Here is a 24,332-nt window from a genome sequence, read left to right as displayed (position 1 = left end):
AGCATTAATAAAGGAAACAGCATGTCCATCGATATTAAAGCGCCGACTTTCCCTGAATCCGTTGCTGACGGAACAGTTGCAACCTGGCACAAGCAGCCGGGTGAAGCATGTTCAGCTGATGAGCTGATCGTTGACATCGAAACCGACAAGGTCGTTCTTGAAGTGGTTGCACCGGCAGATGGTGTTCTCAAGGAGATCGTCAAGGGTGAAGGTGACACTGTTCTGAGCGAAGAAGTTATTGCCATCTTCGAGGAGGGCGCGGCTGCGGCTGCGCCAGCACCGGCTGAAAAGGCCCCCACAGCCGAATCTGCCGATTCGCCTGCCGCGGAAGTGACCACTGACGCTGATAAGGTTGGTCCGGCCGCTCGCAAGTTGATCGAAGAGAACGGCCTGGATGCGTCCAAAATTCCGGGTACCGGCAAGAATGGTGGTATCACCAAGGAAGACGTACAGAACTTCCTGAAAAACAAGCCTGCTGCAGCTCCGGCGGCCGCTGCTCCTGCAGCCGCAGCTCCGGCACTGAACATTCCGGCTGGCGAGCGCACCGAGAAGCGTGTTCCGATGACCCGTCTGCGTGCCACCATTGCCAAGCGTCTGGTCGAAGCGCAGCAGAATGCGGCGATGCTGACCACGTACAACGAAGTCAACATGAAGCCGGTCATGGAGCTGCGCAAGCAGTACAAGGATCTGTTCGAGAAGGTTCACGGCGGCACGCGTCTGGGCTTCATGTCCTTCTTCGTAAAGGCGGCTACTGAAGCATTGAAGCGCTTCCCGGCGGTCAACGCTTCCATCGACGGTAACGACATGGTCTATCACGGCTACCAGGATATCGGTGTTGCCGTATCAACTGAGCGTGGTCTGATGGTACCGGTGCTGCGTGACACGGATTCCATGAGCCTTGCTGAAGTGGAAGGCACTATTGCCGATTTCGGCAAACGTGGTCGTGAGGGCAAGCTGGGCATGGATGACATGCAGGGTGGTACCTTTACCATCACCAACGGTGGTGTGTTCGGTTCTCTGATGTCCACTCCGATCCTGAACCCGCCGCAGACTGCCATTCTGGGCATGCATAAGATCCAGGAACGTCCAATGGCGGTCAATGGACAGGTTGAGATCCTGCCTATGATGTACCTGGCGCTGTCGTATGACCACCGTATGATTGATGGCAAAGAGGCGGTACAATTCCTCGTCACCATCAAGGATCTGCTGGAAGACCCGGCACGCATGCTGCTGGATGTCTGATCAGACCCGCAATCGAACGAGTGAAAAACAGGATTAAGTAATGTCAGATAAATTTGATCTCATTGTTATCGGTGCCGGCCCCGGCGGGTACGTGGCTGCAATTCGTGCAGCTCAGCTGGGTCTGAAAACTGCCTGTGTCGAGAAGTGGGTTGATGACAAGGGTACTCCGGTTCTCGGTGGTACCTGTCTGAACGTGGGTTGCATTCCCTCCAAGGCGTTGCTTGAAACCACGCACAAGCTGCATGAGGCTCAGCACGGTTTCGCTGCTCAGGGTATCGTGGCCGATAACGTGCGCATGGACACCAAGCAGATGGTGGCGCGCAAGGATCAGATCGTCAAAAACCTGACCGGTGGCATCGCGGGCCTTTTCAAGGCCAATGGCGTGACTCTGCTGCAGGGTACCGGCAAACTGCTGGCCAACAAGCAGGTTGAAGTAACGGCTCAGGACGGCAACAGCAGTGTTTATGCTGCTGATAACGTGATTTTGGCCTCTGGTTCCGTACCGGTCGAGATCCCACCGGCTCCGCTGACTGAAGGTCTGATTCTGGATAATGAAGGTGCCCTGAATATCGATGAAACCCCGAAACGTCTGGGTATCATTGGTGCAGGTGTCATCGGTCTGGAAATGGGCTCCATCTGGGCGCGTTGCGGCTCTGAAGTAACTGTATTTGAAGCGATGGATGACTTCCTGGCACTGGCTGACGTTGATGTCGCCAAGGAAGCCAAGAAACTGCTTACCAAGCAAGGTCTGGACATCAAGCTGGGTGCGCGCTGCACCGGCACCGAGATCATCGATGGCAAGGAAGTGAAGGTAACATTCGCTGATGCCAGCGGTGACCAGGAGATGGTGTTCGACAAGCTGATCGTAGCAGTTGGACGTCGTCCTCAGACTCAGGGCCTGTTGGCAGCAGACAGCGGTGTCAAACTGGACGAACGCGGCTTCATCTTCGTTGATGACAGCTGCCGTACTGATGCGCCAGGCGTCTACGCCATCGGTGACTCCGTGCGTGGCCCAATGCTGGCACACAAGGCCTCTGAAGAGGGGATTATGGTCGTTGACATCATTGCTGGCCACAAGGCTGCATTGAACTATGACTGCATCCCCAACATTATTTATACCTTCCCCGAGTTGGCCTGGGTCGGCAAGACCGAACAGCAGCTCAAGTCCGAAGGTGTAAAAATCAAGGTTGGTAAATTTCCGTTTGCTGCATCTGGCCGAGCAATGGCTGCCAATGCAACTGACGGCTTCGTCAAGATCATTGCTGACGAAGAGACCGACCGCATACTGGGCGTACACATGGTCGGTGGCATCGCCTCCGAACTGATTGCTCAGGGTGTGATTGCGATGGAATTCTGCGCCAGTGCAGAGGATCTGCAGCTGATGGTGTTCGCTCACCCGACCGTCAGCGAAGCTGTGCATGAAGCAGCACTGGCCGTGGACAATCACGCCATTCACATTGCAAATCGCAAAAAGCGATAACCTGAAGGGTTAATCGGTGGGGCAGAGATCCTGCTTTTGCCGATCTGCAGAGCAAAGGTGTATCCCGACTGACTGCACTCTGGTCGGGGTACCTGTATAACCGAAAATACAACGGATTAGAGCATGAACCTTCACGAGTACCAGGGTAAACAACTGTTTGCCGAATATGGTCTGCCGGTCTCCAAAGGGATCGCGGTAGATACTCCGGAAGCGGCTGCTGAAGCGGCTGAAAAAATTGGCGGAGACAAGTGGGTTGTAAAAGCCCAGGTTCACGCCGGTGGCCGTGGTAAAGCAGGTGGTGTAAAGCTGGTTGACTCTCCGGCTGACGCCAAGGCATTTGCCGAAAAATGGCTGGGCCAGCGTCTGGTAACTTATCAGACAGACGCCAATGGTCAGCCGGTTACCAAAATTCTGGTTGAAACCTGCACCGATATCGCTAACGAGCTGTATCTGGGTGCGGTTGTTGACCGCTCCAGCCGTCGCATCGTGTTCATGGCTTCCACCGAAGGTGGTGTCGAGATCGAGAAAGTTGCTGAAGAGACTCCGGAAAAGATCCTGAAAGCAACCATCGATCCCTTGACCGGCGCTCAGCCGTATCAGGGTCGTGAGCTGGCGTTCCAGCTGGGCCTGCAGGGTGATCAGATCAAACAGTTCGTCAACATCTTCCTTGGCCTGGCCAAGATGTTCGAAGAGAAAGATCTGGCACTGCTCGAAATCAACCCGCTGGTCATCACTGACCAGGGCAACCTGCACTGCCTGGATGCCAAGATCGTTATCGACGGTAACTCTGTTTACCGCCATAAGGATCTACAGGGCATGCACGACCCGTCTCAGGAAGACGAGCGTGAAGCGCGTGCAGCCGAGTGGGATCTGAACTACGTGGCACTGACCGGCACTATCGGTTGCATGGTAAACGGCGCAGGCCTGGCCATGGGTACCATGGATATCGTGTCTCTGCACGGCGGTTTCCCGGCCAACTTCCTGGACGTTGGTGGTGGTGCAACCAAGGAACGTGTAACCGAAGCGTTCAAGATCATCCTTGAAGACAAGAACGTTAAAGCGGTTCTGGTTAACATCTTCGGCGGTATCGTACGTTGCGACCTGATCGCTGACGGTATCATCGGTGCAGTTAAAGAAGTGGGTGTCAACGTACCGGTTGTGGTACGTCTGGAAGGTAACAACGCTGAGCTGGGTGCGCAGAAACTGGCCGAATCCGGTCTGGACATCATTGCAGCAACCAGCCTGACTGACGCTGCTCAGCAGGCAGTCAAAGCAGCGGAGGGTAAATAATCATGGCCGTTCTGATCAACAAAGATACCAAAGTCATCTGTCAGGGCTTTACCGGTGGCCAGGGTACTTTCCACTCTGAGCAGGCGATTGCCTACGGCACCAAAATGGTTGGTGGTGTAACTCCGGGCAAGGGCGGTACTGAGCACTTGGGTCTGCCGGTATTCAACACCGTTAAGGAAGCTGTAGAAGCGACTGGCGCTGAAGCGTCTGTTATCTACGTTCCGGCTCCCTTCTGTAAGGATTCCATCCTGGAAGCCGCCAATGCTGGCATCAAACTGATCGTTTGCATCACCGAGCACATCCCGGTAATGGATATGCTGCAGTGCAAAGTGAAGTGTGATGAACTGGGCGTGCGCCTGATCGGCCCGAACTGCCCGGGCGTTATCACTCCGGGTGAGTGCAAAATCGGTATCATGCCGGGCCACATCCACCTGCCGGGTAAAGTCGGTATCGTTTCCCGTTCTGGTACTCTGACGTACGAAGCGGTTAAACAGACTACTGACGCTGGCTTCGGTCAGTCTACCTGTGTTGGTATCGGTGGTGACCCAATCCCGGGCTCCAACTTCATCGACATCCTGGAAATGTTCCAGAACGATCCGCAGACTGAAGCGATTGTTATGATCGGTGAGATCGGTGGTTCTGCCGAGGAAGAAGCGGCTGCCTACATCAAGGCTAACGTAACCAAGCCGGTTGTTTCTTACATCGCGGGTGTTACTGCACCTCCGGGCAAACGCATGGGCCACGCTGGTGCGATCATCTCCGGTGGCAAGGGCACTGCAGACGAGAAGTTTGCGGCTCTGGAAGACGCTGGTGTGAAGACTGTTCGCTCTCTGGCCGATATCGGCAAGGCACTGTCTGAAGTGACCGGTTGGGCAATGAAGTAAGAGCCTTCGGGTTTCTTTCAAAAAGGCAGCTTCGGCTGCCTTTTTTGTTTCCGTGCGCCCCTATCCGCCCTCTGCTAGAATGCGCCTTCAGAAACACATTCCGAAGGTATTCCCTTGAGTCAACATCCCTTTTCAGTCCTGCCCTTGCGTGCCGAGCTGCTGGACAATCTCGCCTCGCTTGATTATCACTTGATGACCCCGATTCAGCATGAGAGTCTCCCCGTGATTCTGGACGGCAAGGATCTTATCGCTCAGGGCAGAACCGGATCAGGTAAAACGGCGGCCTTCGGTCTGGGTGTGCTGCAGCAGCTTGATCCCACACGTTTTCATGTTCAGGTGCTGGTGCTCTGCCCGACCCGCGAGCTGGCTGATCAGGTTGCACAGGAATTGCGCCGTCTTGCGCGTCAGATCCCCAATGTCAAAACGCTGACATTGTGCGGAGGGCAGCCGTTGGGGCCACAGATTGGCTCACTGGAGCATGGTGCCCATATCGTTGTCGGTACCCCTGGGCGCCTTGAGGAACACCTGCGCAAGGGCACTCTCAAACTGGACAGGTTGCAGGTGCTGGTGCTGGATGAAGCCGATCGCATGCTGGAAATGGGCTTCCAGGCTGCGGTGGACGCGATTGTTGATCAGACGCCGGCCAAGCGCCAAAGCCTTCTGTTCAGCGCAACCTATCCACGTGAGATTGAGGACATTGCCAGCCGTATTCTAACCAACCCGGTTCGGGTGGAAGTGGCCTCGCTGCATCAGTCCGGCAGCATCCGCCAGCATTTTCATCGTGTTGCCGAAGAGGAGCGTCAGGCGGCTTTGACGGCACTGCTCTACCATTATCGTCCGGTATCGGCGGTAGTGTTCTGCAATACCAAGCAGGAAGTGCGCGATCTGGAATCTTTTTTGCAACAGGAGGGGATTGCCGCGGTGGCTCTGCACGGTGATCTTGATCAGCGCCAGCGTGATCAGACCCTGGTGCGGTTCTCCAATCAAAGCGCTTCTGTATTGGTGGCTACTGATGTTGCAGCCAGGGGGCTGGATATAGAAGGGCTTGATCTTGTGGTCAACTATCGTCCCGCCAAGGAGTCTCAGGTGCATGTACATCGCATTGGACGCACCGGTCGTGCCGGCCAGAGTGGTGTGGCAGTAACCCTGTTCAGCGACCGGGAAGGTCACAAGCTTGCGGGCATTGAAGCCCAGCTGGATATAATTGCCACGGAAGAGCCTTTGCCCGCCGCGCGTGCTGATGGCAGTTATCGTCCACCGATGGCAACGTTGCAACTTGATATCGGTAAAAAACAGAAGATCCGCCCCGGAGATGTTTTGGGTGCATTGACCGGTGGCGAGGGGCTTCAGGGTGATGAGGTCGGTAAAATTCGCGTGTTTGATTTTTGTACCTATGTGGCGGTCAGTCGGCCGGTGGCGAAAGAGGCGGTACGTAAGCTGTCTCAGGGCAAGATCAAGGGCCGCAGCTGCCGTGTACGACAGTTGCGTTGAGGAAAAGACATGAAGATCTGGGTCGATGCTGATGCCTGTCCGGTGGTGATTAAAGAGATACTCTTCAGAGCGGCTGATCGGACTGGGCTGGAGCTGACACTTATTGCCAATCATGCAATCAAGGTGCCGCCCTCCGCGAATATCCGCGCGATCCAGGTTTCCGGTGGGTTTGACGTGGCTGACCACGAGATCGTACGCCGCTGTGAGGCTGGTGACCTTGTGATTACCAGTGACATACCACTGGCGGCAGAGCTGCTGGACAAGGGCGCGATGGCTCTAACGCCGCGAGGCGAGCAGTTTACGGCAGAAAATATTCGTGGTCGGCTGAATATGCGTGATTTTATGGAAACGTTGCGCGCCAGCGGCGTACAAAGTGGCGGTCCTGCGGCCATGAGCCAGTCCGACCGCCAGGCCTTTGCCAATCAGCTCGACCGTCTGATCAGTAAGGCGCTGCGAAGCAAGGGTTAACCGATACGGTGGGGTGGAAGTTCAAAACCCTGTACCCGGCGTCCGCTAAGGCGGATCAGGCCGTTATAGCGCTCATCTCCAGTTGATGTGAAACTGAATTGGTAGCAGCGCTCCAGTTCGAGAAGGCCTTTGGAATTGCGCCTCGGTTTCATGCTCTTCAATGCGATACTCTCATCCAGTAGCTGTACGTCCTGTTGCTGGCAATAGGCCCGTACCTGGCGCGTGGCATACTCACGTACCTTCAGATTCTGCCACCACATCAAACACAGACAGGCTGTCAGCGCCAGCCAGAACAGATCAGACAGCTCAATCCACATAGAGGTCTCCTTCAAGGGGGGGGCTCATAATACCAGCCGTTGCGTTAAAAATAACCCTGCGGAATTGAGGGGTGAAAATACCTGATCAAAATGCTAGGTTAATGGCATTGAACGTTAGGGGGTGGTCATGTCTCATTTGCAAGGCCTGGACGGGCTGGTATTTGACAACAGTTATGCACGCTTACCGCGGCACTGGTTTCAACCGACACGTATTTGTCCGCTGAAGCATGCCCATTTAATCAGCTTTAATCCGCCGGTTGCACGCCAACTGGGCCTTGATCCCTGTGGAGTTAGTCCAGGCCTGCTGGCACAGGTATGTGGTGGTGAAGTCGACTGGCCGGGTACAGAGCCGTTGGCGATGAAGTACACCGGCCATCAGTTCGGAAGCTACAATCCGGATCTTGGTGACGGGCGCGGTTTGTTGCTGGGAGAGGTGATTGGCCCAGAAGGGCAGCGGTTGGATCTGCACCTTAAGGGGGCAGGCAAGACCGCCTTTTCCCGTTTCGGTGATGGTCGTGCCGTATTGCGTTCCAGTATTCGCGAGTATCTGGCCTCAGAAGCAATGTGTGGTTTGGGCATTCCGACAACACGTGCGCTGTGTCTGCTGGGAAGTGAAGAGTACACCCTGCGCAATGGCATGGAGCCCTGCGCCATGTTGCTGCGTGTCACCTCCAGCCATATCCGTTTCGGGCACTTCGAGTACTTCTATTACAGTGGTCAGCATGATGATCTGCATCGGCTTGCCCAGTATTGCATAGAACGCTATTACCCACAGTTGCAATCAGCCGAGCAGCCCGTGGCTCAGATGTTTGCTGAAGTGGTGCGACGCAGTGCTGAGCTGGTGGCACTCTGGCAAGCCTACGGTTTCGTGCATGGTGTGCTGAATACCGATAACATGTCGATCATCGGTGAGACCTTCGACTATGGCCCATTCACGTTCATGGACCATTATGAACCGGATCATGTAGCCAACAAGAATGACCATGCCGGGCGCTACGCCTTCTCACGTCAGCCATCCATTGTGCTGTGGAATCTCTCAGCACTGGCCCAGGCGCTGCTGCCACTTATAGAAAAATCAAGGTTGGAGGCCGAGCTGGATCGCTTCGAAGAGCTCTATGAAGCGGCAAAGCTGAAGAGAATGCGGGCACGTCTAGGGCTGCAAGCTCCCCGGTCGGACGATGCCGACCTGATTGTCAGGCTGGAAGCGATCTGGACTGAACAACGGATGGATCACAACCGGTTTCTGCGTCATTTGTGTGAATGGCAGCCGGGCGATACCTCCTCTACCAACAGTCTGCTTGCGTTGGCGAGGCAGGAGAAGGCAGTTGCGGACTGGTTGCGGCAATACGAGATGCGCCTTGAGTATGAGGCGGCCAGCACTCCGATCCGTCAGGCACAGATGCGCTCGGTCAATCCGCGCTATATTTTGCGCAACTATATGGCGGAGGAAGTCATTCGCGAAGCTCATCAGGGCGATTACCGTCCACTGAACGCACTGCTACCATTGCTACGCCATCCCGGTGATGAGCACTCTGAATTCAGTGCCTATGCTGATGCTCCACCGGACTGGGCTGCCGCAATCCATCTGACCTGTTCTTCCTGATGCCGGGCGGTGAGCTACAGACAGAGGACCTCATTCCCTGTAGATTAAGGGTTTGAAATCAAGGCACTGAGTCACAGGTCCGGTCATGGAAAAACTACTGCTGCTGATCCAAAACAACTGGCTGAATGCTTTTGCAATCACCTGGTTTCTGTTCTGCTTTCGTGGCTATATGTATTACGCTGCCAGCCGTGCCAAGCACACGTCCTGCCTCGTCAGCATGCTGCACATGTACCGAACCGAATGGATGCTGCGCATGATGACGCGTGAAGTGCGTATCGCCGATACCACCGCCATCGCCAATCTTGAGCGTACGGTTGCGTTCTTTGCCTCGACCACGATACTGGTGCTTGCGGGTCTGATTACGGTGATGAGTTCGGCTGAAAAGGCGATCAATCTGGTGCAGGATCTGCCATTTGTAGTGGTTGCAACCCGGCAGGAATGGGAGCTTAAACTTCTGCTTCTGATCGTGCTGTTCATCTACGCCTTCTTCAAATTTACCTGGAGCCTGCGCCAGTATGGCTTTGTATCGGTGATGATCGGTGCTGCCCCCCTGCCGGCAGAAAACCCGTCCGAAAAGCAGGTGCGTGCCCACGCAGAACGCATTGCCACCATGGCTTCCATGGCCGCAAACAACTTCAACCTCGGTTTGCGCACCTACTATTTCAGCATTGCCGTGCTGGGCTGGTTCATGAATGCCTGGGGCTTCATGCTGCTGACAATGGTGATTGTCTTTGTCCTGTATCGACGGGAATTCACCTCCACCACGCTTCAGACCTTAACCATGAGCAGTGGAGCGGAGAAATGACGCAGGGAGAATATGCAGGGCGCTGCACACGGTTTCTGAACGCCCAGCCTCATATGATGAAGCTGGGCATCCGCCTGATACAGGCGGAGAAGGGGCGTGCTGTACTGGTATTGCCGGTGCAGCCTCAATTGATCAGCCCAGTACTGGATACCTACCTGCACGGCGGTGTACTGACCACACTGGTGGATGCCGCCAGCAGTGTTTCGACGTTGTGCGCCCTGGATCGGTTTGAGCTTTGCCCGACGCTGGATCTGCGTATCGACCATATGCGGACCCCGGCCCAGAGTCAGCCCCTCTACGTAAATGCAGAATGCTACCGCGTGACCCGTAGCGTCCTGTTCACGCGTGCGTCGGTTTATCAGGACGATCCCGAACGGCCGGTCGCCTATGCCATTGCAACCTTCATGCGGCCTGAGGGTGGAAGCACCGAGTCCGAGTTTCGTCGCCTGATTGAGGGAGGGGACAATGCAACAACTGCTTGAGCTGGTACGTCAGGCACAGGAAAGTGGAGATTATCAGCCGCTGGTCGATCTGATCCCCTATGCGCGGGTATTGGGTGTGCAGTGTGCATGTTATGGTGAGGAGATTATCTTTCGACTGCCGGCCAATCCCGGCAACATTGGCAATCCCACCATTCCTGCCATTCACGGAGGTGTGATTGCATCCTTCATGGAATTGACAGCGCTGTTCCAGCTCACCCTGCAGCTGCCGCAGCCTGGACTGGCCAAGATTATCGACTTCTCACTGGATTACATGCGGGCGGGGCTTGATAGAGACACATTCGCCATTTGTGATGTCAGCCGACAGGGGCGTCGGGTCGGCAACTGCTCGGTGTTGGCCTGGCAGGAACGCAAAAGCAAACCGATTGCACAGGCGCGTGCACATTTTCTTCTGGATGCCGGTACTTTAACGCCTGTTCAGCGATAAGCGCTTGAAATCTCGGGGCGGGCCCCCATATCCGTGACGTTGAACGTTAGTTTTCGGAGGTAGATAAGCCCGCCATGAGCACAGATACTCAGAAAGAGACACTCGGTTTCCAGACGGAAGTTAAACAGCTTCTGAATCTGATGATCCATTCCCTCTATTCAAACAAGGAGATCTTCCTGCGTGAGTTGATCTCCAACGCCTCGGACGCATCGGAAAAACTGCGTTTTGAAGCGCTGCATAACGATGCGCTGTATGAAGGGAACCCGGATCTGGATATCCGCATCGAATTCGATAAAAACGCCGGAACCGTCAGCATCGAAGACCGCGGCATCGGCATGAACCGCCAGGATGTGATTGAGCACCTGGGCACCATTGCCAAGTCCGGTACGGCCAGCTTCTTGTCCAACCTTACCGGAGATCAGGCCAAAGACAGTCAGCTGATTGGCCAGTTTGGTGTCGGTTTCTATTCCGCATTCATTGTGGCCGAGCGTGTTGATGTCTACACCCGTCGTGCCGGTGAGCCCGCCGAGAACGGTGTGCACTGGTCGTCTGCCGGTGAAGGTGAGTTTACCGTTGGCAGCATTAACAAAACCACCCGTGGCACCCGCATCGTACTCAAGCTTAAAGAGGGTGAAGAAGAGTTTGCTGATGGCTGGCGTCTGCGCTCACTGGTGCGCAAGTATTCTGACCATATCTCCATTCCGGTCAAAATGCTGAAAGAGGAGCAGCCGGCAGAAGAGGGCGAAGAGCAGACCGAGCAGAAAGCTGAGCTGGAAAGTGTCAACTCGGCCACTGCACTCTGGACGCGCAGCAAATCTGACCTGACGGACGAAGAATACCAAGAGTTCTACAAGCATATATCGCATGACTTTGCAGATGCACTGACCTGGTCACACAACAAGGTTGAAGGCAACCTGGAATATACCAGCCTGTTGTATGTGCCGGAAAATGCGCCATACGATCTTTGGAACCGCGAAGCGCCGCGTGGCCTGAAGCTGTATGTGCAGCGCGTGTTTATCATGGATCAGGCAGATCAGTTCCTGCCGCTGTACCTGCGCTTTATCAAGGGTGTGGTCGACAGCAACAACCTGTCACTGAACGTGTCCCGCGAGATTTTGCAGAAAGACCCCAACGTCGACAAGCTGCGCTCAGCACTGACCAAGCGTGTGCTGGATATGCTGTCGAAGTTGGCTAAAAACGATGCTGACAAGTACGCCAAGTTCTGGACCACCTTCGGTCAGGTCATCAAAGAGGGGCCGGCCGAGGACTACGCCAACCGTGACAAAATCCTCAAGCTGCTGCGCTTTGCCTCAACCCACAGTGGCAATGCCGAGCAGAACGTTTCGCTGGAAGACTATGTCACTCGCATGAAGGAAGGTCAGAAAAAGATCTACTACATCGTTGCTGACAGCTTCAATACCGCCAAAAACAGCCCGCACCTTGAGATCTTCCGCAAGAAAGAGATCGAAGTGCTGCTGCTGTCTGAGCGCATCGATGAATGGATGATGGGCCAGCTGTTCGACTTTGACGGCCACAGTTTCCAGGATATCACCAAGGGTGAGCTGGATTTGGGTGAGACCGAAAGCGAAGAGGATAAGAAAAAGCTCGAAGAGGTGGCGAAAGAGCACGAAGGGCTGGTGGAGCGCCTGAATAAGGTACTGGCGGATCGTGTCGACTCCATCCGCATCACCCATCGTTTGACCGAATCACCGGCTTGTCTGGTAATCGGTGACTACGATATGGGGCTGCAGATGCGTCGTATTATGGAAGCTGCCGGCCAAAAAGTGCCTGATACCAAGCCGATCTTCGAGATCAACCCGGAACACCCGTTGATCGACAAACTGGACAAGGAGCCGGATGAAGAACGCTTTGGCGAGCTTGCGCTGGTGCTGTTTGACCAGGCGGGACTGGCCGCAGGTGCTGCACTGGACGATCCTGCCAGCTATGTGTCACGTCTCAATAAGCTGTTGCTTGAATTGAGCCGCTGAAAGCGCGAGGTTGTATGAGCAAAACGGACGGCTCGGTGCCGTCCGTTTTTTTATCTGTTCCGGATCAAGGACATTCCCATATTGAGGTTGTAAGCTGTTATCAATTAACAAAATGGAGATCTCCCATGAAGCCTCTGCTCGCCATCACTGCTGCAACCCTACTGTCTCTTCCGCTGAGCGTTCAGGCCATGAGTGCCGATGAAGTGGTGCAAAAACATTGTGTTGCCTGTCATCAGGCCGGGCTGGGCGGAGCACCCAAAATGGATGACAAGGCTGCCTGGGCGCCAAGAATTGCGACCGGTGTGGATGCGATGACCGCCACTGTGCTGGCAGGCAAGGGAGCCATGCCGCCTAAAGGAACCTGTGGCAGCTGCAGTAAAGATGAAATTCGCTCAGCTGTTGAAGCGATGACGACACCACTGCAATAATTCTGAAGCCTCAAGTCGAGCATGCGGGCAGACGACTGTATCAGCCTTGTGTGCTCATCAATTGCATTGACTCGTGGGTCCATTCCAGGCTGCTGACGTAGAATGCCTGCATCGCTTTCATTCGAACCAGGTCTTTGTTTTCCCATTCGCCTTGCATGAATTGCTGCACTTGTTGCAGAAGATTGCCAAGGGGTGAGTCATCACCTCTGAGTGCACCCTTGATAGTATCGCTGACATCGACCTGAGACAGGATGTCATCTCGGCTGATGCTGAGCAGTGCGTCAAGATGTACCAGAAGCCCGGCCATGAAGGCTTGCTCAGCGTCCACATCGGCTGCGGGAGTGGCAACCAGTTCCGACATGCGCGCCAGAAGCAGAATCTGTCGTGTAAGCTCTGATGGCTTGCCGTAGTTGTCGGCCAGTGCAATCAGCGAAACCCACTTCTTAAGCTGGCTCATGCCAAGGTAGATCAACGCTTCCTGCAGGCTGCTGACTTCGCGCCTGAGGCCGAAGGCGGAAGAATTGACCAGTCGCAGCAGTTTGTAGGTCAGGGCCGGGTCTCGCTCGATCAGCTGTTTCAGTGTTTCGACCTGTACGTCAGGGTCATTCAGCGCACTGAGTAACTGCATCAGAATCAGTTTGTTGCCTTGTGGGCTGTGGCCTTTCAGCAGTTCGGGCTTGCTGAAAAAGTAGCCCTGGAACAGGTTGAAGCCCAGTTCTCGACAAAAGGCATACTCCTCGTGTGTCTCGACCTTTTCAGCCAAAAGGCTGACCTTGAAACGCTTCAGCAGCGCTACCTGCTCCTTCAGCTGTGACGCATCCATGGCGCGAATGTCAACCTTAACGATGTCCGCGATTTCAAGCAGAGGGTCGAAGCTTTCATCGTATATGAAGTCATCCAGCGCGATGCGGTAGCCTGCTTCCGCGTGTCGCTTGGCAGCTTGTATCAGTTTGGGGGTGACGACACTGTCCTCGAGAATCTCGATTACCATCTCTTGTGGAGGTACAGGCGGCAGACTGTCGGCTTCCAGCATCTGCTGGGTGAAATTGACGAAAGCGGGCAGAATGCGCAGGCTGCCGGCCTCACAAATGCTGGTGTAGGAGTGCAGAATGACGCGGCTGCTCGCCTGATCACCGCTTATTCTCGCCTGATCACCGCTAATCAGTGGCAGAGGGTTAATCCCATCTTCGCTGCGATAAAGCAGCTCATAGGCCACAACCTTCATATCCAGATTGAATATGGGTTGGCGGGCCATCAGGATTTTCGCGCTGTCAGTCATGTGCAGCCTCTATCTGTCGCCTTTGGGGGGGCGTTAACCCTTATCAGTGATGCCTACAGGCAACAGTTAACATTGTTATGCAGGTTGCACGCAAGCTCAAGTGTTCACTTCGTTTGAGTGCTGTTCTGGATCATGTGTTAATGCAGGGATTGCATACTGACCCCGTATCGGGGGTATTATCGGTCAGAGAAGTAATCAGCCCGCCGCCCGGGTGAGACATTAAACCGCATGTCTGGAGAGATGAAATGACAACGGATGCAACCGAGGCTCGTTACACGGCATTGCTACAGGTCTGTCAAGACCCGCTGCTGATTCTGGATGGCGAACGGATTGTGGACGCCGTGTCGGGTAGTGCCGGCTGGCTAAAGCCTGAGCAACTGAAAGGCAAGGTGCTGTCGGACTTTCTGGCTGAGGATCTGTTGGTTCAGGTCCGTTCGCTGATTGAGCGAGCCCGCCAGGAAAGTGCTCCTGTTCAGCATGAGTACCAGCTGAGGCCTGAGCATCTGCCGGAGCTGAGGGCGCTGGGGCTGCATGAAGCACTCTGGTATCGTGGCAGCTGGATGGTAACCGCTGCCGGTGAAATAGTCTGGAGTGCCCGTGATATCACGGCGCAGAAAAAGCTTGAACGTAAGTTGTCGCACCAGGCTCAGCGTGATCCGCTGACCGGCGCCTATAACAGGCGTGCGCTGGCGCCGGTGCTTGAGGTGTCGGTAGCTCAGGCGCTGCGATATGACGGTGCAAGCAGCTTGTTATTGATTGATATTGATGGCTTCAGCAATATCAACGAGCAGCACGGTTGGGATGCCGGTGATCAGGTTTTACAGCATACGGTTTCCGAATTGCACCGGCTCAAGCGGACAGCGGACTTTGTCTCCCGCTACAGTGATGATCAGCTGGTGATGGTGCTGCCTGAAACCAATCACGAACAGGCGATGTTGGCAGGTGAGCGCATGCGCTCTGCGGTAGAAGCGCTTGAAATTCCCTACCCTACAGGCAATCTGAACTGGACGGTCAGTGTGGGTGTGGCGTCTGCCCTCAATCTGGAGGATGATGCGGTGAGTGTGTTGCGTCGGGCTCATGAGCACCTGTTGATTGCCCAGCACAGTGGAGCCAACCGCGTTGAGGGTGAGGCGCTCTGAGCAGAGCGCCTTGTTGACCTAAAGTGACGGATGGTTGCGCAGGCAGTCGATCAAGGCCTGCATCTGTGTTTCTGTACCGATAGTGATACGCAGGTGGTTGTCGATACCCGGTTTGGTGAAATGCCGCACCAGAATCCGATTGTCTCTCAAGTACTGCATCAGCTCGGCCCCGGCCACTTTTGGGTGGCTGGCAAACACGAAGTTGGTGTGGGATGGCAGCACATCAAATCCCAAAGCTGTCAGCTGTGTTGTAGTCCAGTCCCGGGTTGCGATAATCTGTTGGCAGCACTGGTTGAAGTACGTTTGATCCTCCAGTGCTGCAATGGCACTTAGTTGTGCCAGCATATCCAGCGGGTAGGAATTGAAGCTGTTCTTGACCCGCTCCAGCCCATCGATCAATTCTGCCTGACCATAGGCAAAACCGACTCGCATGCCTGCCAGTGAGTGAGACTTTGAAAATGTCTGGGTGACCAGCAGGTTAGGAAACTCACTCACCAGCGCGGTAGCGCTTTCAGCACCAAAGTCCACGTAGGCTTCATCCACAATGACAACAGATTCCGTATTGCGCTCAAGCAGGCGGTGAATCTCGCTCAAGGGTACGGAAATGCCGGTAGGGGCGTTGGGGTTGGCAAAAATGATGCCGCCATTGCTGCCCTGGTAGTCATCCAGGTTAATACTGAAGTCGGCGTGTAGAGGTATGTGGCGTGCCTCAATGCCAAACAGGTCGATGTAAACGTTATAGAAGCTGTAGCTGGTTTGCGGCAGCAGCAATGGCTGGCTCTGGCGCAGGAAGGCCATAAAGGCCAGTGCCAGCACTTCATCAGAGCCATTTCCAACAAAAACCTGCTCTGGCTGCAGCCCCTGGTCGGTAGCAAGTGCCTGTTTGAGTGCCTGGCAGTCTGGATCCGGATAGAGGCGCAGTCGCTCGGCATCAAAGGTGGCAATCACCTGCTGTACGCCGGGTGCCGGGGGATAGGGGTTTTCATTGGTGTTGAGCTTGATCAGGCCATCAATCTTGGGCTGTTCCCCGGGTGTATAGGGGACCAGTGACTGGATGGCCGGGCTCCAGAATTTACTCATGCTCGGACTGCCCTGCAGCAATTGAATTTAAGGCTGCATGATAACAGAGCCGGCAGGCGGGAAGAAATGACGCGCCTGAATGTGGGTGCAGTTCAGTTCTTCAGCGGGCTCTGTTCATCACGCAGGTAGTCGGGGACACCGTTCTCGGTAGATCGGTCCAGTGCGCCGATATCGAGCATCGGAGCCGCATCAATGTGGTGTGCACCCAGTATGTGGGATACGCGCTCCAGAGAGGCAACGATCATCGATTGTTCCCAGTCGTGCATATCCTCGAACTCGCGGATAAAGGTGTCTTGCAAGGTGGCTGGGGCCGACTTGAGCAGTTCGAGACCAGCTTCAGTGGGGCAGGCCAGAACCTTGCGCTTGTCGGTGTGGCTGCGCTCGCGGCGGACCAGCTCCTTGCGTTCAAGCCGGTCAAGAATGCTGGTGACAGTTGCTTGTGCCAGATTCATTTCCTTGGCCAGCATACCAATTGTCAACGGGCCGTTGATGCGCAGCGTTTGCATGACCATCAGTTGTGGCATGGTGAGCCCGGTCAGGCGGCTCAAATGTTTGTCATGCAGGTCGGTGGCACGAATAATCTGGCGCAACAGCACCAGTGCGTCCTGACTCTTTTCCATAGCGCTCAGCAGATCTCCGGAAGCAGGTGTGAACTGATCGCGCTTTTTAGCCTGATTCGTAAAGTATTGCAAAATAAGTTTGTCACTCCTTGTTAAGTATTTTGTAATGCAAAGCAATGTAAGATTTCAGGTTTTGCCGTGTAAATAGCCTTGAAATGCGCTCAAATGGACTAATATATGTAGAGCATTACGATGACTTGTGAGCTTGCAATGCCATTCTAGATGTGTTTTATAATAAAAACCATAGCAATGCGAAATAAATCAAATACTATGGAATCTGACATTATTACTTTGCGTAAACCCAAGGCCACTGATGGCTATGCTCTACATAAGCTGGTGGAGCGTTGTGCTCCGCTTGATCCCAACTCTGTCTACTGCAATCTGCTTCAGTGCAGCGACTTCGCTGACACGGCAGTAGCGGCGGAAGACGAAAACGGTGAGCTGATCGGTTTCATTTCCGGCTACCGTCCGCCGAATCGTCCGGACACTCTTTTTGTCTGGCAGGTGGCAGTCGACTCACGTTGCCGCGGTAAAAAGCTTGGCCAGAAAATGCTGTTTGAGCTGGCTGAACGTTTGGCACCTGAAGGTGTTCGTTTTATCGAGACCACCATCACGCCCGGTAACGTCGCCTCGGAAACTCTTTTTGCTCGCGTGTTTGCGGCCTTGTCAGCGCCGGTAGAGCGCTCGGTCCTGTTCTCACGTGATGAGCACTTTGAAGGCAAGCACGATGATGAAGTGCTGTACCGTGCAGGCCCTTTCAAGCTCACTCCCCCGAATGCATAACCAGGAGAAATCGATGAATATTTTCCAGAAAACTGAATCTGAAGTTCGTACATATAGCCGCTCTTTCCCGGTGACATTCACCAAGGCGAAAGGTGCTGTACTGACCACTGATGAGGGCAAGGACTATGTCGATTTCCTCGCCGGCGCCGGAACACTGAACTACGGCCACAACAACGATGTTCTCAAGCAGGCACTGGTTGACTACATCATGGCAGATGGCGTGACTCATGGTTTGGATATGCAGACCGAAGCTAAGGCCGAGTTCCTGAATACGTTCCGCGACCTGATCCTTGAGCCGCGTGGCATGGGCGACTTCAAAGTCATGTTCACGGGGCCGACGGGAACAAACTCGGTAGAGGCCGCGTTGAAGCTGGCGCGCAAGGTTAAGGGGCGCAGCAACATAATCTCCTTCACCAACGGCTTTCATGGTGTGACCGGTGGAGCGTTGGCTGCTACCGGTAATCAGCATCATCGTGGTGGCATGGGAACCTCAATGCCGGACGTTACCCGCATGCCGTTTGACGGCTATCTGGGTGAAGGTGTTGATACCACAGAATATCTGGAGCAGGTGCTGAGCGATCCGAGCAGTGGTGTTGATCACCCTGCTGCGGTAATCGTGGAAACCATCCAGGGTGAGGGCGGCCTGAACGCAGCCTCTTTTGAATGGCTGCGTAACCTTGAAAAGGTATGCCGCCGCCATGACATGCTGTTGATTGTCGATGACATTCAGTCCGGCTGTGGTCGTTCAGGGCGCTTCTTCAGTTTCGAAGAGGTCGGCATTAAACCTGACATCATCACCCTGTCCAAGTCCCTCAGTGGCTATGGTCTGCCGTTTGCAGTCACCATCTTCCGTCCTGAGTTGGATATCTGGAGCCCGGGTGAGCATAACGGCACTTTCCGTGGTAATAACCACGCGTTCGTAACCGCTGCCACTGCATTCAAGACGTTCTGGAGCGATGACAGCTTCCAGAAAGAAGTGCAGCGCAAGGCGAAGAAACTGCGTGAAGGTCTGCAGGCGATTATTCGCAAGCACGGCAACAAAACCCTGGAGCTGAAGGGTCGTGGTCTGATGAGCGGTATCGAGTGCCCGGATGGTGATCTGGCCGGTGCGGTGATCAAGGGTGCCTTTGAACAGGGGTTGGTAATTGAGACCAGTGGTGCGCATGACCAAGTGGTGAAATGCCTGGTGCCGCTTGTAATCACTGATGAGCAGATCGATTTTGGTATGAAAGTGCTGGATAAGGCATTTGCAGCAGCCATGGAAAAACGTGAGCGTAAGGCTTCCTGAACCTCGGGCCTCTGCCCTGGAAGTTCACGAGCGCCTGCGGGCGCTCCGCACACTGCATAAATTCAACGGAGAACAGACTCAATGATCGTAAGAACCCTGCAGGAATGTGAAAATTCGGAACGTCGTGTCGTATCCGAGAACTGGGAAAGCACCCGTATGCAGTTGAAAAATGACAACTGCGGCTACTCTTTCCATATCACCACCATCTATGCAGGTACCGAGACTCACATCTGGTACCAGAACCATTTCGAGTCCGTATACTGCATCAGCGGTGAAGGCGAAATCGAGACTTTGGCTGACGGCAAGATTTATCAAATCCGCCCGGGTACACTGTACATTCTGGACAAGCATGACGAACATCTGCTGCGTGCCAGCTCCGAACTCAAGCTAGCCTGTGTATTCAATCCGCCGCTGAGCGGGAAGGAAGTACATGACGAGAACGGCGTTTACCCGATCGATGCAGACCCGATCGAAGCCTGATCTGCCCCGGATATCCTTCGCCTGAGGGATATCCGGTCCGTACCAGAGCGCAACCGTTCAACGGCAAATCCATGAGAGAAGCCAACAGGATATAACATGCATACTGTAGAGAAGATCGGCGGCACCTCAATGAGTCGCTTCAGCGAACTGATGGACACTATTCTGATTGGTGACCGCAGCGGAGAGGAATTGTACAACCGCATCTTCGTTGTTTCCGCCTATGGCGGTATCACCAATCTGCTCCTTGAACACAAGAAAACCGGTGAGCCCGGTGCCTATGCCCGCTTTGCCAACGCCGAAAACGAAAGTGCCTGGCGTGAAGCGCTGGCCGAAGTAAAGGCACGTATGGTCGAGATCAACCGGGAGCTGTTTGGTGATACCGACGAGCGCACACAAGCGGATGCCTTCATTACCCAGCGTATTGGGGATGTCGAGGCGATTATGTCCAACCTGGAGGAGCTCTGCTCCTACGGTCATTTCCAGCTCGATGACCACCTGATGAAGGTGCGCGAAATGCTGGCCGCCATTGGTGAGTCTCACAGCGCACACAACAGCGTGCTTGCGCTGCGCAAGGCTGGCGTCAATGCACGATTTGTTGACCTTTCAGGCTGGGATCAGGAAGAGCCGCTGGCGTTTGATGACATGATCGAACAGAGCTTTGCTGACATTGATGTCAGTCGCGAAATGCCGATTGTCACCGGCTATACCCACTGCAAGGAAGGGCTGATGCGTACCTTCGACCGTGGTTACAGCGAGATGACCTTCAGCAAGATCGCGACCAAGACGGGCGCAGTCGAGGCGGTAATCCACAAGGAGTTCCACCTCAGTACAGCCGATCCGGGTATTGTCGGGCTGGACAATGTCGTCACGATTGGTCGAACCAACTATGACGTGGCCGATCAGCTGTCCAACCTGGGTATGGAAGCGATCCACCCCAAGGCAGCCAAGGGCCTGCGTCAACAGGAGATTGAACTGCGCATCAAAAACGCGTTCGAGCCTGATCATGCCGGTACTGTTATCAGTACGGATTACTGCAGTGCCAAACCCTGCGTTGAGATTATCGCTGGCCGTTCCAATGTATTCGGTATTGAAATTTTCGATCAGGATATGTTGGGCGAGGCGCGCTACGACATTGAGCTGTCGCGCCTGCTGCATGAGCTCAAGCTCTATGTTGTCAACCGTGATTCCGACGCCAACAGTATCACCTATTTTGTGGCGGGTAACCGCAAGATGGTCAACCGTGCTGTGCGCTTGATCAGCGAAAAATACGTGAGTGCCGAGGTGGCGATGCACAAGGTTGCAATTGTCTCGGCCATCGGCTCGGATCTGAAAGTGCCTGGTATTCTGGCCAAAACGGTTTCCGCATTGGCGGCTGCCGGAATCAGTGTACAGGCGCTGCATCAGTCCATGCGTCAGGTTGAGATGCAGTGTATCGTGAACCAGGAAGATTATGAGCCTGCGGTACGTGCGTTGCATCACGCCTTGATCGAACAGGAGGATCACGGGGACGTTATATGCGCCGCCTGAGTGCGCTGCTGATGGCTGGATTGCTGCTGGCGTTGCCATCGGCAAAGGCCCAGTCTCCTTCGTCTGACACCACTGCCGCCTCCGAGGCGGCAGTGGTCGTTTCCGAGTCTGATCAGTTGCGTTCGGAGCAGCGTCAGGAGTTGCGTCAACACGTTCAGCAACTGCAGGAGCCGCTCTACAATCCGTTTATCGAACGCTACATGATCGATGAAATCAAGGCGCTGCGCTCCGATATGGAGCGGCAGCGGGTCGAAATGATTCGGGAGATTACCGACCGTGAGCTGAAGGTGGCCAACACCTCGATCTCTTATGCAACCGACACGGTAACCTATTTTTTCTATCTGATTGCAGCTGCATCATCGATCCTGTTGATTGTGGGCTGGAGCTCAATCCGTGAGATTCGTGAACGGGTACAGAGCATTGCGGATGAAAAAGTTGGCAAACTGGTGCAGGAGTATGAGGAGCGGCTTGATCGAGTCGAGAAGGAACTGCTGCGCAAATCCCGCATCATTCAGGAAAACCAGCATGAGCTGGAGATTACCAATGAAGTTCAGACCCTATGGGTCAAGGCGACTCAGGAAACGTCCTGGGAGCAGAAAATACGGCTGTATGATCGTATTCTTGAGCTGCGCCCGGATAATCCGGAAGCGCTAACCTATAAAGCCGATGCGGCGCTCGAACTGAACCAGCATCAGTGGGCGATCTCGCTGTGTAACCGTGCCTTGACGGTAGATCCTGACAGTGGTCATGCCTACTTTCAGCTGGCCTGTGCCTATGCTGACCTGGGGGCCAGCCGCATAGCGCTGGATTATCTGAAACAGGCTGTACAGATTTCGGATGAGTATCGGGAGCAGGGCCGTCAGGAGCAGCGTCTGCTGTCACTGTCGCAGGAGCCTGATTTCGTGTCAGTACTTACGCAACAGCAGGAAGGAAGCAGCAAAGAGGACTAGACTCTTTGCTGCGTGATTCAAGGATTAATGCAGGTAGAGATCCTGGTCGTCGAAGATGTCGCCAATTTGGCGCATCAGACGACGCTCTTCCATCAGGTCTTCGATCTGGCGGCGGCGCTTGCCGTTATAGCGTACACGGCTGCGGCCGATCTCTTCCTCTTCGGTAAACTGTTCGTTCCAGTCGTCCAGATCGTCATCTGCAACTTGATCGACACGGATTTTGGTGCCCATCGACATGATCTCATTTATCAGGTTTAACAGGTGCGGCAGGGCCGCGTCATGGGTGTGGGAGCGATTTCGGACCGGTTTTTAAGGTTGCCGCCGAGGCCGCGTCATGACTGGGTTTGAGCCCCGTCTCCACTTCCGCGAATATAGTTCAGTGGCCGGTCGGCTTCAAAATAAAAAATTGCTATCGCCTGGATTAAAAAAGACGAAAATGCGCTATCAGGAGAGGAGAAGGGCTGCCGGTTGGCAGCCCCTGGGGATTACTTTTCGAAAACGTAGGTGCCGGGTGCCACTGTCAGTGGTGGATATTCCTTTGATCCCATGGTCGGGGGGGCAACTTTGCTGCCGGAGTGCTTGTCCAGCCATTCGCACCAGGGCACCCACCAGGAGCCGTCCTGGCTCTCATGACGAACCAGCCAGTCATCAGCCGGAATATGTTTGTCTTCTGCAGTCTGAACACCCACCTGATAGCTGCGTCTCGGGTGGCCGGGCTCGCTGACGATACCGGCATTGTGGCCACCACTGGTGAGTACAAATGTCACTTCAGTGTTCATCAGGTCATGGATCTTGTAGACAGATCGCCACGGTGCCACATGGTCGGTCTGGGTTGCGACACAGAAAACGGGAACGCGAATGTCTCGCAGCGAGATGGCGCGATCACCCACACGGAAACGCCCGCTGGCAAGGTCGTTTTTCAGGAACAGGCGCTGCAGATACTCAGAGTGCATTTTGTAAGGCATGCGGGTGGAGTCGGCGTTCCAGGCCATCAGGTCGTTCATGTGTGGCGGTTCACCCAATAGATATTCGCTGACTATTCGCGACCAGATAAGGTCATGGGAACGCAGCAGCGTGAAGGCACCGGCCATCTGCTGTGTATCCAGATAGCCGCGGTCCCACATCAGGTCTTCCATATAGCTGAGCTGACTTTCATCGATAAACAGCATTAGCTCGCCGGCTTCAGTAAAGTCGGTCTGTGCCGTAAACAGACTGAGTGATTTCAGGCGATCATCGTTGTCTCGTGCCATGGCTGAGGCGGCAATGGTGGCAAGCGTGCCCCCAAGGCAATAGCCGACAAGGTGTACCTTCTGCTCAGGTACCACCGAGTTGATCACTTTCAGTGCGTCCATCACACCACGGCGCAGGTAATCACCCATGCCCATGTCACGATCTTGGGCGGTGGGGTTGTGCCAGGAGATCATGAAGACCGTGTGGCCCTTGTCAACCAGGTACTTGACCATGGAATTGTGCTCGGAAAGGTCAAGAATGTAGTACTTCATGATCCAGGCGGGTGTAATCAGAACCGGCTCGGCGGCAACCTTGTCGGTTGTGGGCGAGTACTGAATCAGCTCAATCAGGCGGTTACGGAACACGACCTTGCCGGGTGTTACCGCCAGGTTCTTGCCGGGCATGAATTCGGGGTCGATATCATCCGTTTCACTCAACAGGTTATGCTGGATATCCTCCAGCATGTTCTGCAGTCCCTGTACCAGATTCTGGCCGCCGGTATTAACGGTTTTCTCTACCACCAGCGGGTTTGTCATTGGGTAATTGGTCGGCGAGAACAGGTCAAGCCACTGGCGCGCGGCAAACGACACCATATTCTCATGGTGGGGGGCAACGCCGGGAATTCCGGTAGTCGCATAGTGCCACCACTGTTCCTGCAGCAGAAAACCCTGTGACATCACATTGTAGGGAAAGCGTTTCCAGGCCTCGTCACGAAAGCGACGGTCTCCCGGCAGTGGATTGATGAAAGGGGGCGCGTTGGCATCAAGACTGGCGCGGCCGGCCCAGAGAGAAAATGCACTGAGCTTGCGCACCATATTCTCACGCATCTCGTTCATTTTGCCTGGTGAATGGCTGGTATGGATCAGCCAGTCCATGTAGGCCAGGGTCAGAGAGGCGGGCGACATGCCGTTGGTGTAACGTCCCTCGATAGCATGGATGACACGGTCTATGCTGTTCTTAATGTCCGGTAGTGGCATGCGGGTCATTCGAATCTCCTTTCTTGTCCGGTGGGGGCCCGGAACCTTAGTGTTAA

The 24,332-nt window shown here is 54.6% G+C and carries 24 protein-coding genes; 18 read left to right on the top strand and 6 right to left on the bottom strand.

Features of this window, described 5'->3' with window-relative positions:
* The first annotated feature begins 21 nt into the window (after positions 1 to 21).
* The 6 genes from odhB to BLV48_RS03820 all read left to right on the top strand — a co-directional run bounded on the left by odhB (position 22) and on the right by BLV48_RS03820 (position 6,855).
* On the top strand, positions 22 to 1,242 hold the full coding sequence (odhB, locus tag BLV48_RS03845) for a 2-oxoglutarate dehydrogenase complex dihydrolipoyllysine-residue succinyltransferase (protein ID WP_091823368.1): 1,221 nt from the start codon (positions 22 to 24) through the stop codon (positions 1,240 to 1,242).
* A gap of 40 nt (positions 1,243 to 1,282) precedes the next feature.
* Entirely contained in the window at positions 1,283 to 2,722 is a 1,440-nt protein-coding gene (gene lpdA, locus BLV48_RS03840; RefSeq protein ID WP_091823364.1) for a dihydrolipoyl dehydrogenase, read from the top strand.
* Positions 2,723 to 2,845: 123 nt separating this feature from the next.
* Positions 2,846 to 4,012, top strand: a complete 1,167-nt coding sequence (gene sucC, locus BLV48_RS03835; RefSeq protein ID WP_091823361.1) for an ADP-forming succinate--CoA ligase subunit beta — start codon at positions 2,846 to 2,848, stop codon at positions 4,010 to 4,012.
* A 2-nt stretch (positions 4,013 to 4,014) separates the two neighbouring features.
* Entirely contained in the window at positions 4,015 to 4,896 is an 882-nt protein-coding gene (sucD, locus tag BLV48_RS03830) for a succinate--CoA ligase subunit alpha (RefSeq protein ID WP_091823358.1), read from the top strand.
* 114 nt (positions 4,897 to 5,010) lie between these two features.
* A complete protein-coding gene (gene dbpA, locus BLV48_RS03825; protein ID WP_091823355.1) occupies positions 5,011 to 6,387 on the top strand; it encodes an ATP-dependent RNA helicase DbpA in 1,377 nt (458 codons plus the stop codon).
* Positions 6,388 to 6,396: 9 nt separating this feature from the next.
* The gene (locus BLV48_RS03820) at positions 6,397 to 6,855 is read left to right on the top strand and encodes a YaiI/YqxD family protein (protein WP_091823352.1); all 459 of its coding nucleotides are present in this window, start codon (positions 6,397 to 6,399) and stop codon (positions 6,853 to 6,855) included.
* Here the strand turns inward: BLV48_RS03820 and BLV48_RS03815 are convergent.
* Positions 6,852 to 7,172, bottom strand: coding sequence for a DUF3301 domain-containing protein (locus BLV48_RS03815; RefSeq protein WP_091823349.1), 321 nt, complete (start codon positions 7,170 to 7,172; stop codon positions 6,852 to 6,854). The genes BLV48_RS03820 and BLV48_RS03815 overlap by 4 nt on opposite strands.
* A 127-nt stretch (positions 7,173 to 7,299) precedes the next feature.
* Here BLV48_RS03815 and BLV48_RS03810 point away from each other — a divergent pair, with 127 nt between their 5' ends.
* From BLV48_RS03810 to BLV48_RS03785, 6 genes are all read left to right on the top strand, one after another.
* On the top strand, positions 7,300 to 8,775 hold the full coding sequence (locus BLV48_RS03810) for a protein adenylyltransferase SelO (RefSeq protein ID WP_091823346.1): 1,476 nt from the start codon (positions 7,300 to 7,302) through the stop codon (positions 8,773 to 8,775).
* Between the two features lie 85 nt (positions 8,776 to 8,860).
* Positions 8,861 to 9,580 (top strand): DUF599 domain-containing protein, encoded by a 720-nt coding sequence (locus BLV48_RS03805; protein WP_091823342.1) that lies wholly within the window; start codon positions 8,861 to 8,863, stop codon positions 9,578 to 9,580.
* Positions 9,577 to 10,062, top strand: coding sequence for a PaaI family thioesterase (locus BLV48_RS03800; RefSeq protein ID WP_091823339.1), 486 nt, complete (start codon positions 9,577 to 9,579; stop codon positions 10,060 to 10,062). The genes BLV48_RS03805 and BLV48_RS03800 overlap by 4 nt, the downstream gene beginning before the upstream one ends.
* Complete coding sequence (locus BLV48_RS03795) at positions 10,046 to 10,507, top strand: PaaI family thioesterase (protein ID WP_091823336.1); 462 nt, start codon at positions 10,046 to 10,048, stop codon at positions 10,505 to 10,507. The genes BLV48_RS03800 and BLV48_RS03795 overlap by 17 nt, the downstream gene beginning before the upstream one ends.
* A 74-nt stretch (positions 10,508 to 10,581) precedes the next feature.
* A complete protein-coding gene (gene htpG / locus BLV48_RS03790; RefSeq protein ID WP_091823333.1) occupies positions 10,582 to 12,495 on the top strand; it encodes a molecular chaperone HtpG in 1,914 nt (637 codons plus the stop codon).
* A gap of 125 nt (positions 12,496 to 12,620) precedes the next feature.
* On the top strand, positions 12,621 to 12,923 hold the full coding sequence (locus tag BLV48_RS03785) for a c-type cytochrome (RefSeq protein ID WP_175527571.1): 303 nt from the start codon (positions 12,621 to 12,623) through the stop codon (positions 12,921 to 12,923).
* Between the two features lie 40 nt (positions 12,924 to 12,963).
* Here the strand turns inward: BLV48_RS03785 and BLV48_RS03780 are convergent, their stop codons facing one another.
* The gene (locus tag BLV48_RS03780) at positions 12,964 to 14,202 is read right to left on the bottom strand and encodes an EAL and HDOD domain-containing protein (protein ID WP_091823330.1); all 1,239 of its coding nucleotides are present in this window, start codon (positions 14,200 to 14,202) and stop codon (positions 12,964 to 12,966) included.
* Between the two features lie 245 nt (positions 14,203 to 14,447).
* On the opposite strand from BLV48_RS03780, the gene BLV48_RS03775 reads away from it, so the two are divergent.
* The gene (locus BLV48_RS03775) at positions 14,448 to 15,341 is read left to right on the top strand and encodes a GGDEF domain-containing protein (protein WP_091823327.1); all 894 of its coding nucleotides are present in this window, start codon (positions 14,448 to 14,450) and stop codon (positions 15,339 to 15,341) included.
* Between the two features lie 18 nt (positions 15,342 to 15,359).
* Here BLV48_RS03775 and hisC read toward each other — a convergent pair whose 3' ends face one another.
* Positions 15,360 to 16,421: a histidinol-phosphate transaminase gene (gene hisC, locus BLV48_RS03770; RefSeq protein WP_091823324.1), complete on the bottom strand. Its 1,062-nt coding sequence runs from the start codon at positions 16,419 to 16,421 to the stop codon at positions 15,360 to 15,362.
* A 92-nt stretch (positions 16,422 to 16,513) separates the two neighbouring features.
* The gene (locus BLV48_RS03765; RefSeq protein WP_091823820.1) at positions 16,514 to 17,041 is read right to left on the bottom strand and encodes a MarR family winged helix-turn-helix transcriptional regulator; all 528 of its coding nucleotides are present in this window, start codon (positions 17,039 to 17,041) and stop codon (positions 16,514 to 16,516) included.
* 270 nt (positions 17,042 to 17,311) lie between these two features.
* Between BLV48_RS03765 and ectA the strand changes: the two genes are divergently transcribed.
* The 5 genes from ectA (at position 17,312) to BLV48_RS03740 (ending at position 22,069) form a co-directional block, all read left to right on the top strand.
* The gene (gene ectA / locus BLV48_RS03760) at positions 17,312 to 17,824 is read left to right on the top strand and encodes a diaminobutyrate acetyltransferase (protein WP_091823319.1); all 513 of its coding nucleotides are present in this window, start codon (positions 17,312 to 17,314) and stop codon (positions 17,822 to 17,824) included.
* Between the two features lie 13 nt (positions 17,825 to 17,837).
* Positions 17,838 to 19,112, top strand: coding sequence for a diaminobutyrate--2-oxoglutarate transaminase (gene ectB, locus BLV48_RS03755; RefSeq protein ID WP_091823316.1), 1,275 nt, complete (start codon positions 17,838 to 17,840; stop codon positions 19,110 to 19,112).
* Between the two features lie 81 nt (positions 19,113 to 19,193).
* On the top strand, positions 19,194 to 19,592 hold the full coding sequence (locus BLV48_RS03750; protein WP_091823313.1) for an ectoine synthase: 399 nt from the start codon (positions 19,194 to 19,196) through the stop codon (positions 19,590 to 19,592).
* Positions 19,593 to 19,688: 96 nt separating this feature from the next.
* Positions 19,689 to 21,119: an aspartate kinase gene (locus tag BLV48_RS03745; protein WP_091823310.1), complete on the top strand. Its 1,431-nt coding sequence runs from the start codon at positions 19,689 to 19,691 to the stop codon at positions 21,117 to 21,119.
* The gene (locus tag BLV48_RS03740; RefSeq protein ID WP_091823306.1) at positions 21,107 to 22,069 is read left to right on the top strand and encodes a TPR end-of-group domain-containing protein; all 963 of its coding nucleotides are present in this window, start codon (positions 21,107 to 21,109) and stop codon (positions 22,067 to 22,069) included. The genes BLV48_RS03745 and BLV48_RS03740 overlap by 13 nt, the downstream gene beginning before the upstream one ends.
* A 24-nt stretch (positions 22,070 to 22,093) precedes the next feature.
* Here BLV48_RS03740 and BLV48_RS03735 read toward each other — a convergent pair whose 3' ends face one another.
* Positions 22,094 to 22,300, bottom strand: coding sequence for a PA3496 family putative envelope integrity protein (locus tag BLV48_RS03735; RefSeq protein WP_091823303.1), 207 nt, complete (start codon positions 22,298 to 22,300; stop codon positions 22,094 to 22,096).
* A 254-nt stretch (positions 22,301 to 22,554) separates the two neighbouring features.
* Positions 22,555 to 24,285 (bottom strand): PHA/PHB synthase family protein, encoded by a 1,731-nt coding sequence (locus BLV48_RS03730; protein WP_091823300.1) that lies wholly within the window; start codon positions 24,283 to 24,285, stop codon positions 22,555 to 22,557.
* Between the last annotated feature and the right edge of the window lie 47 nt (positions 24,286 to 24,332).

The organism is Marinobacterium iners DSM 11526 (assembly GCF_900107855.1).
GTDB lineage: Bacteria > Pseudomonadota > Gammaproteobacteria > Pseudomonadales > Balneatricaceae > Marinobacterium > Marinobacterium iners.
Note: the sequence above shows the minus strand (reverse complement) of the source record. Positions and strands in the feature narration are given on the sequence as shown.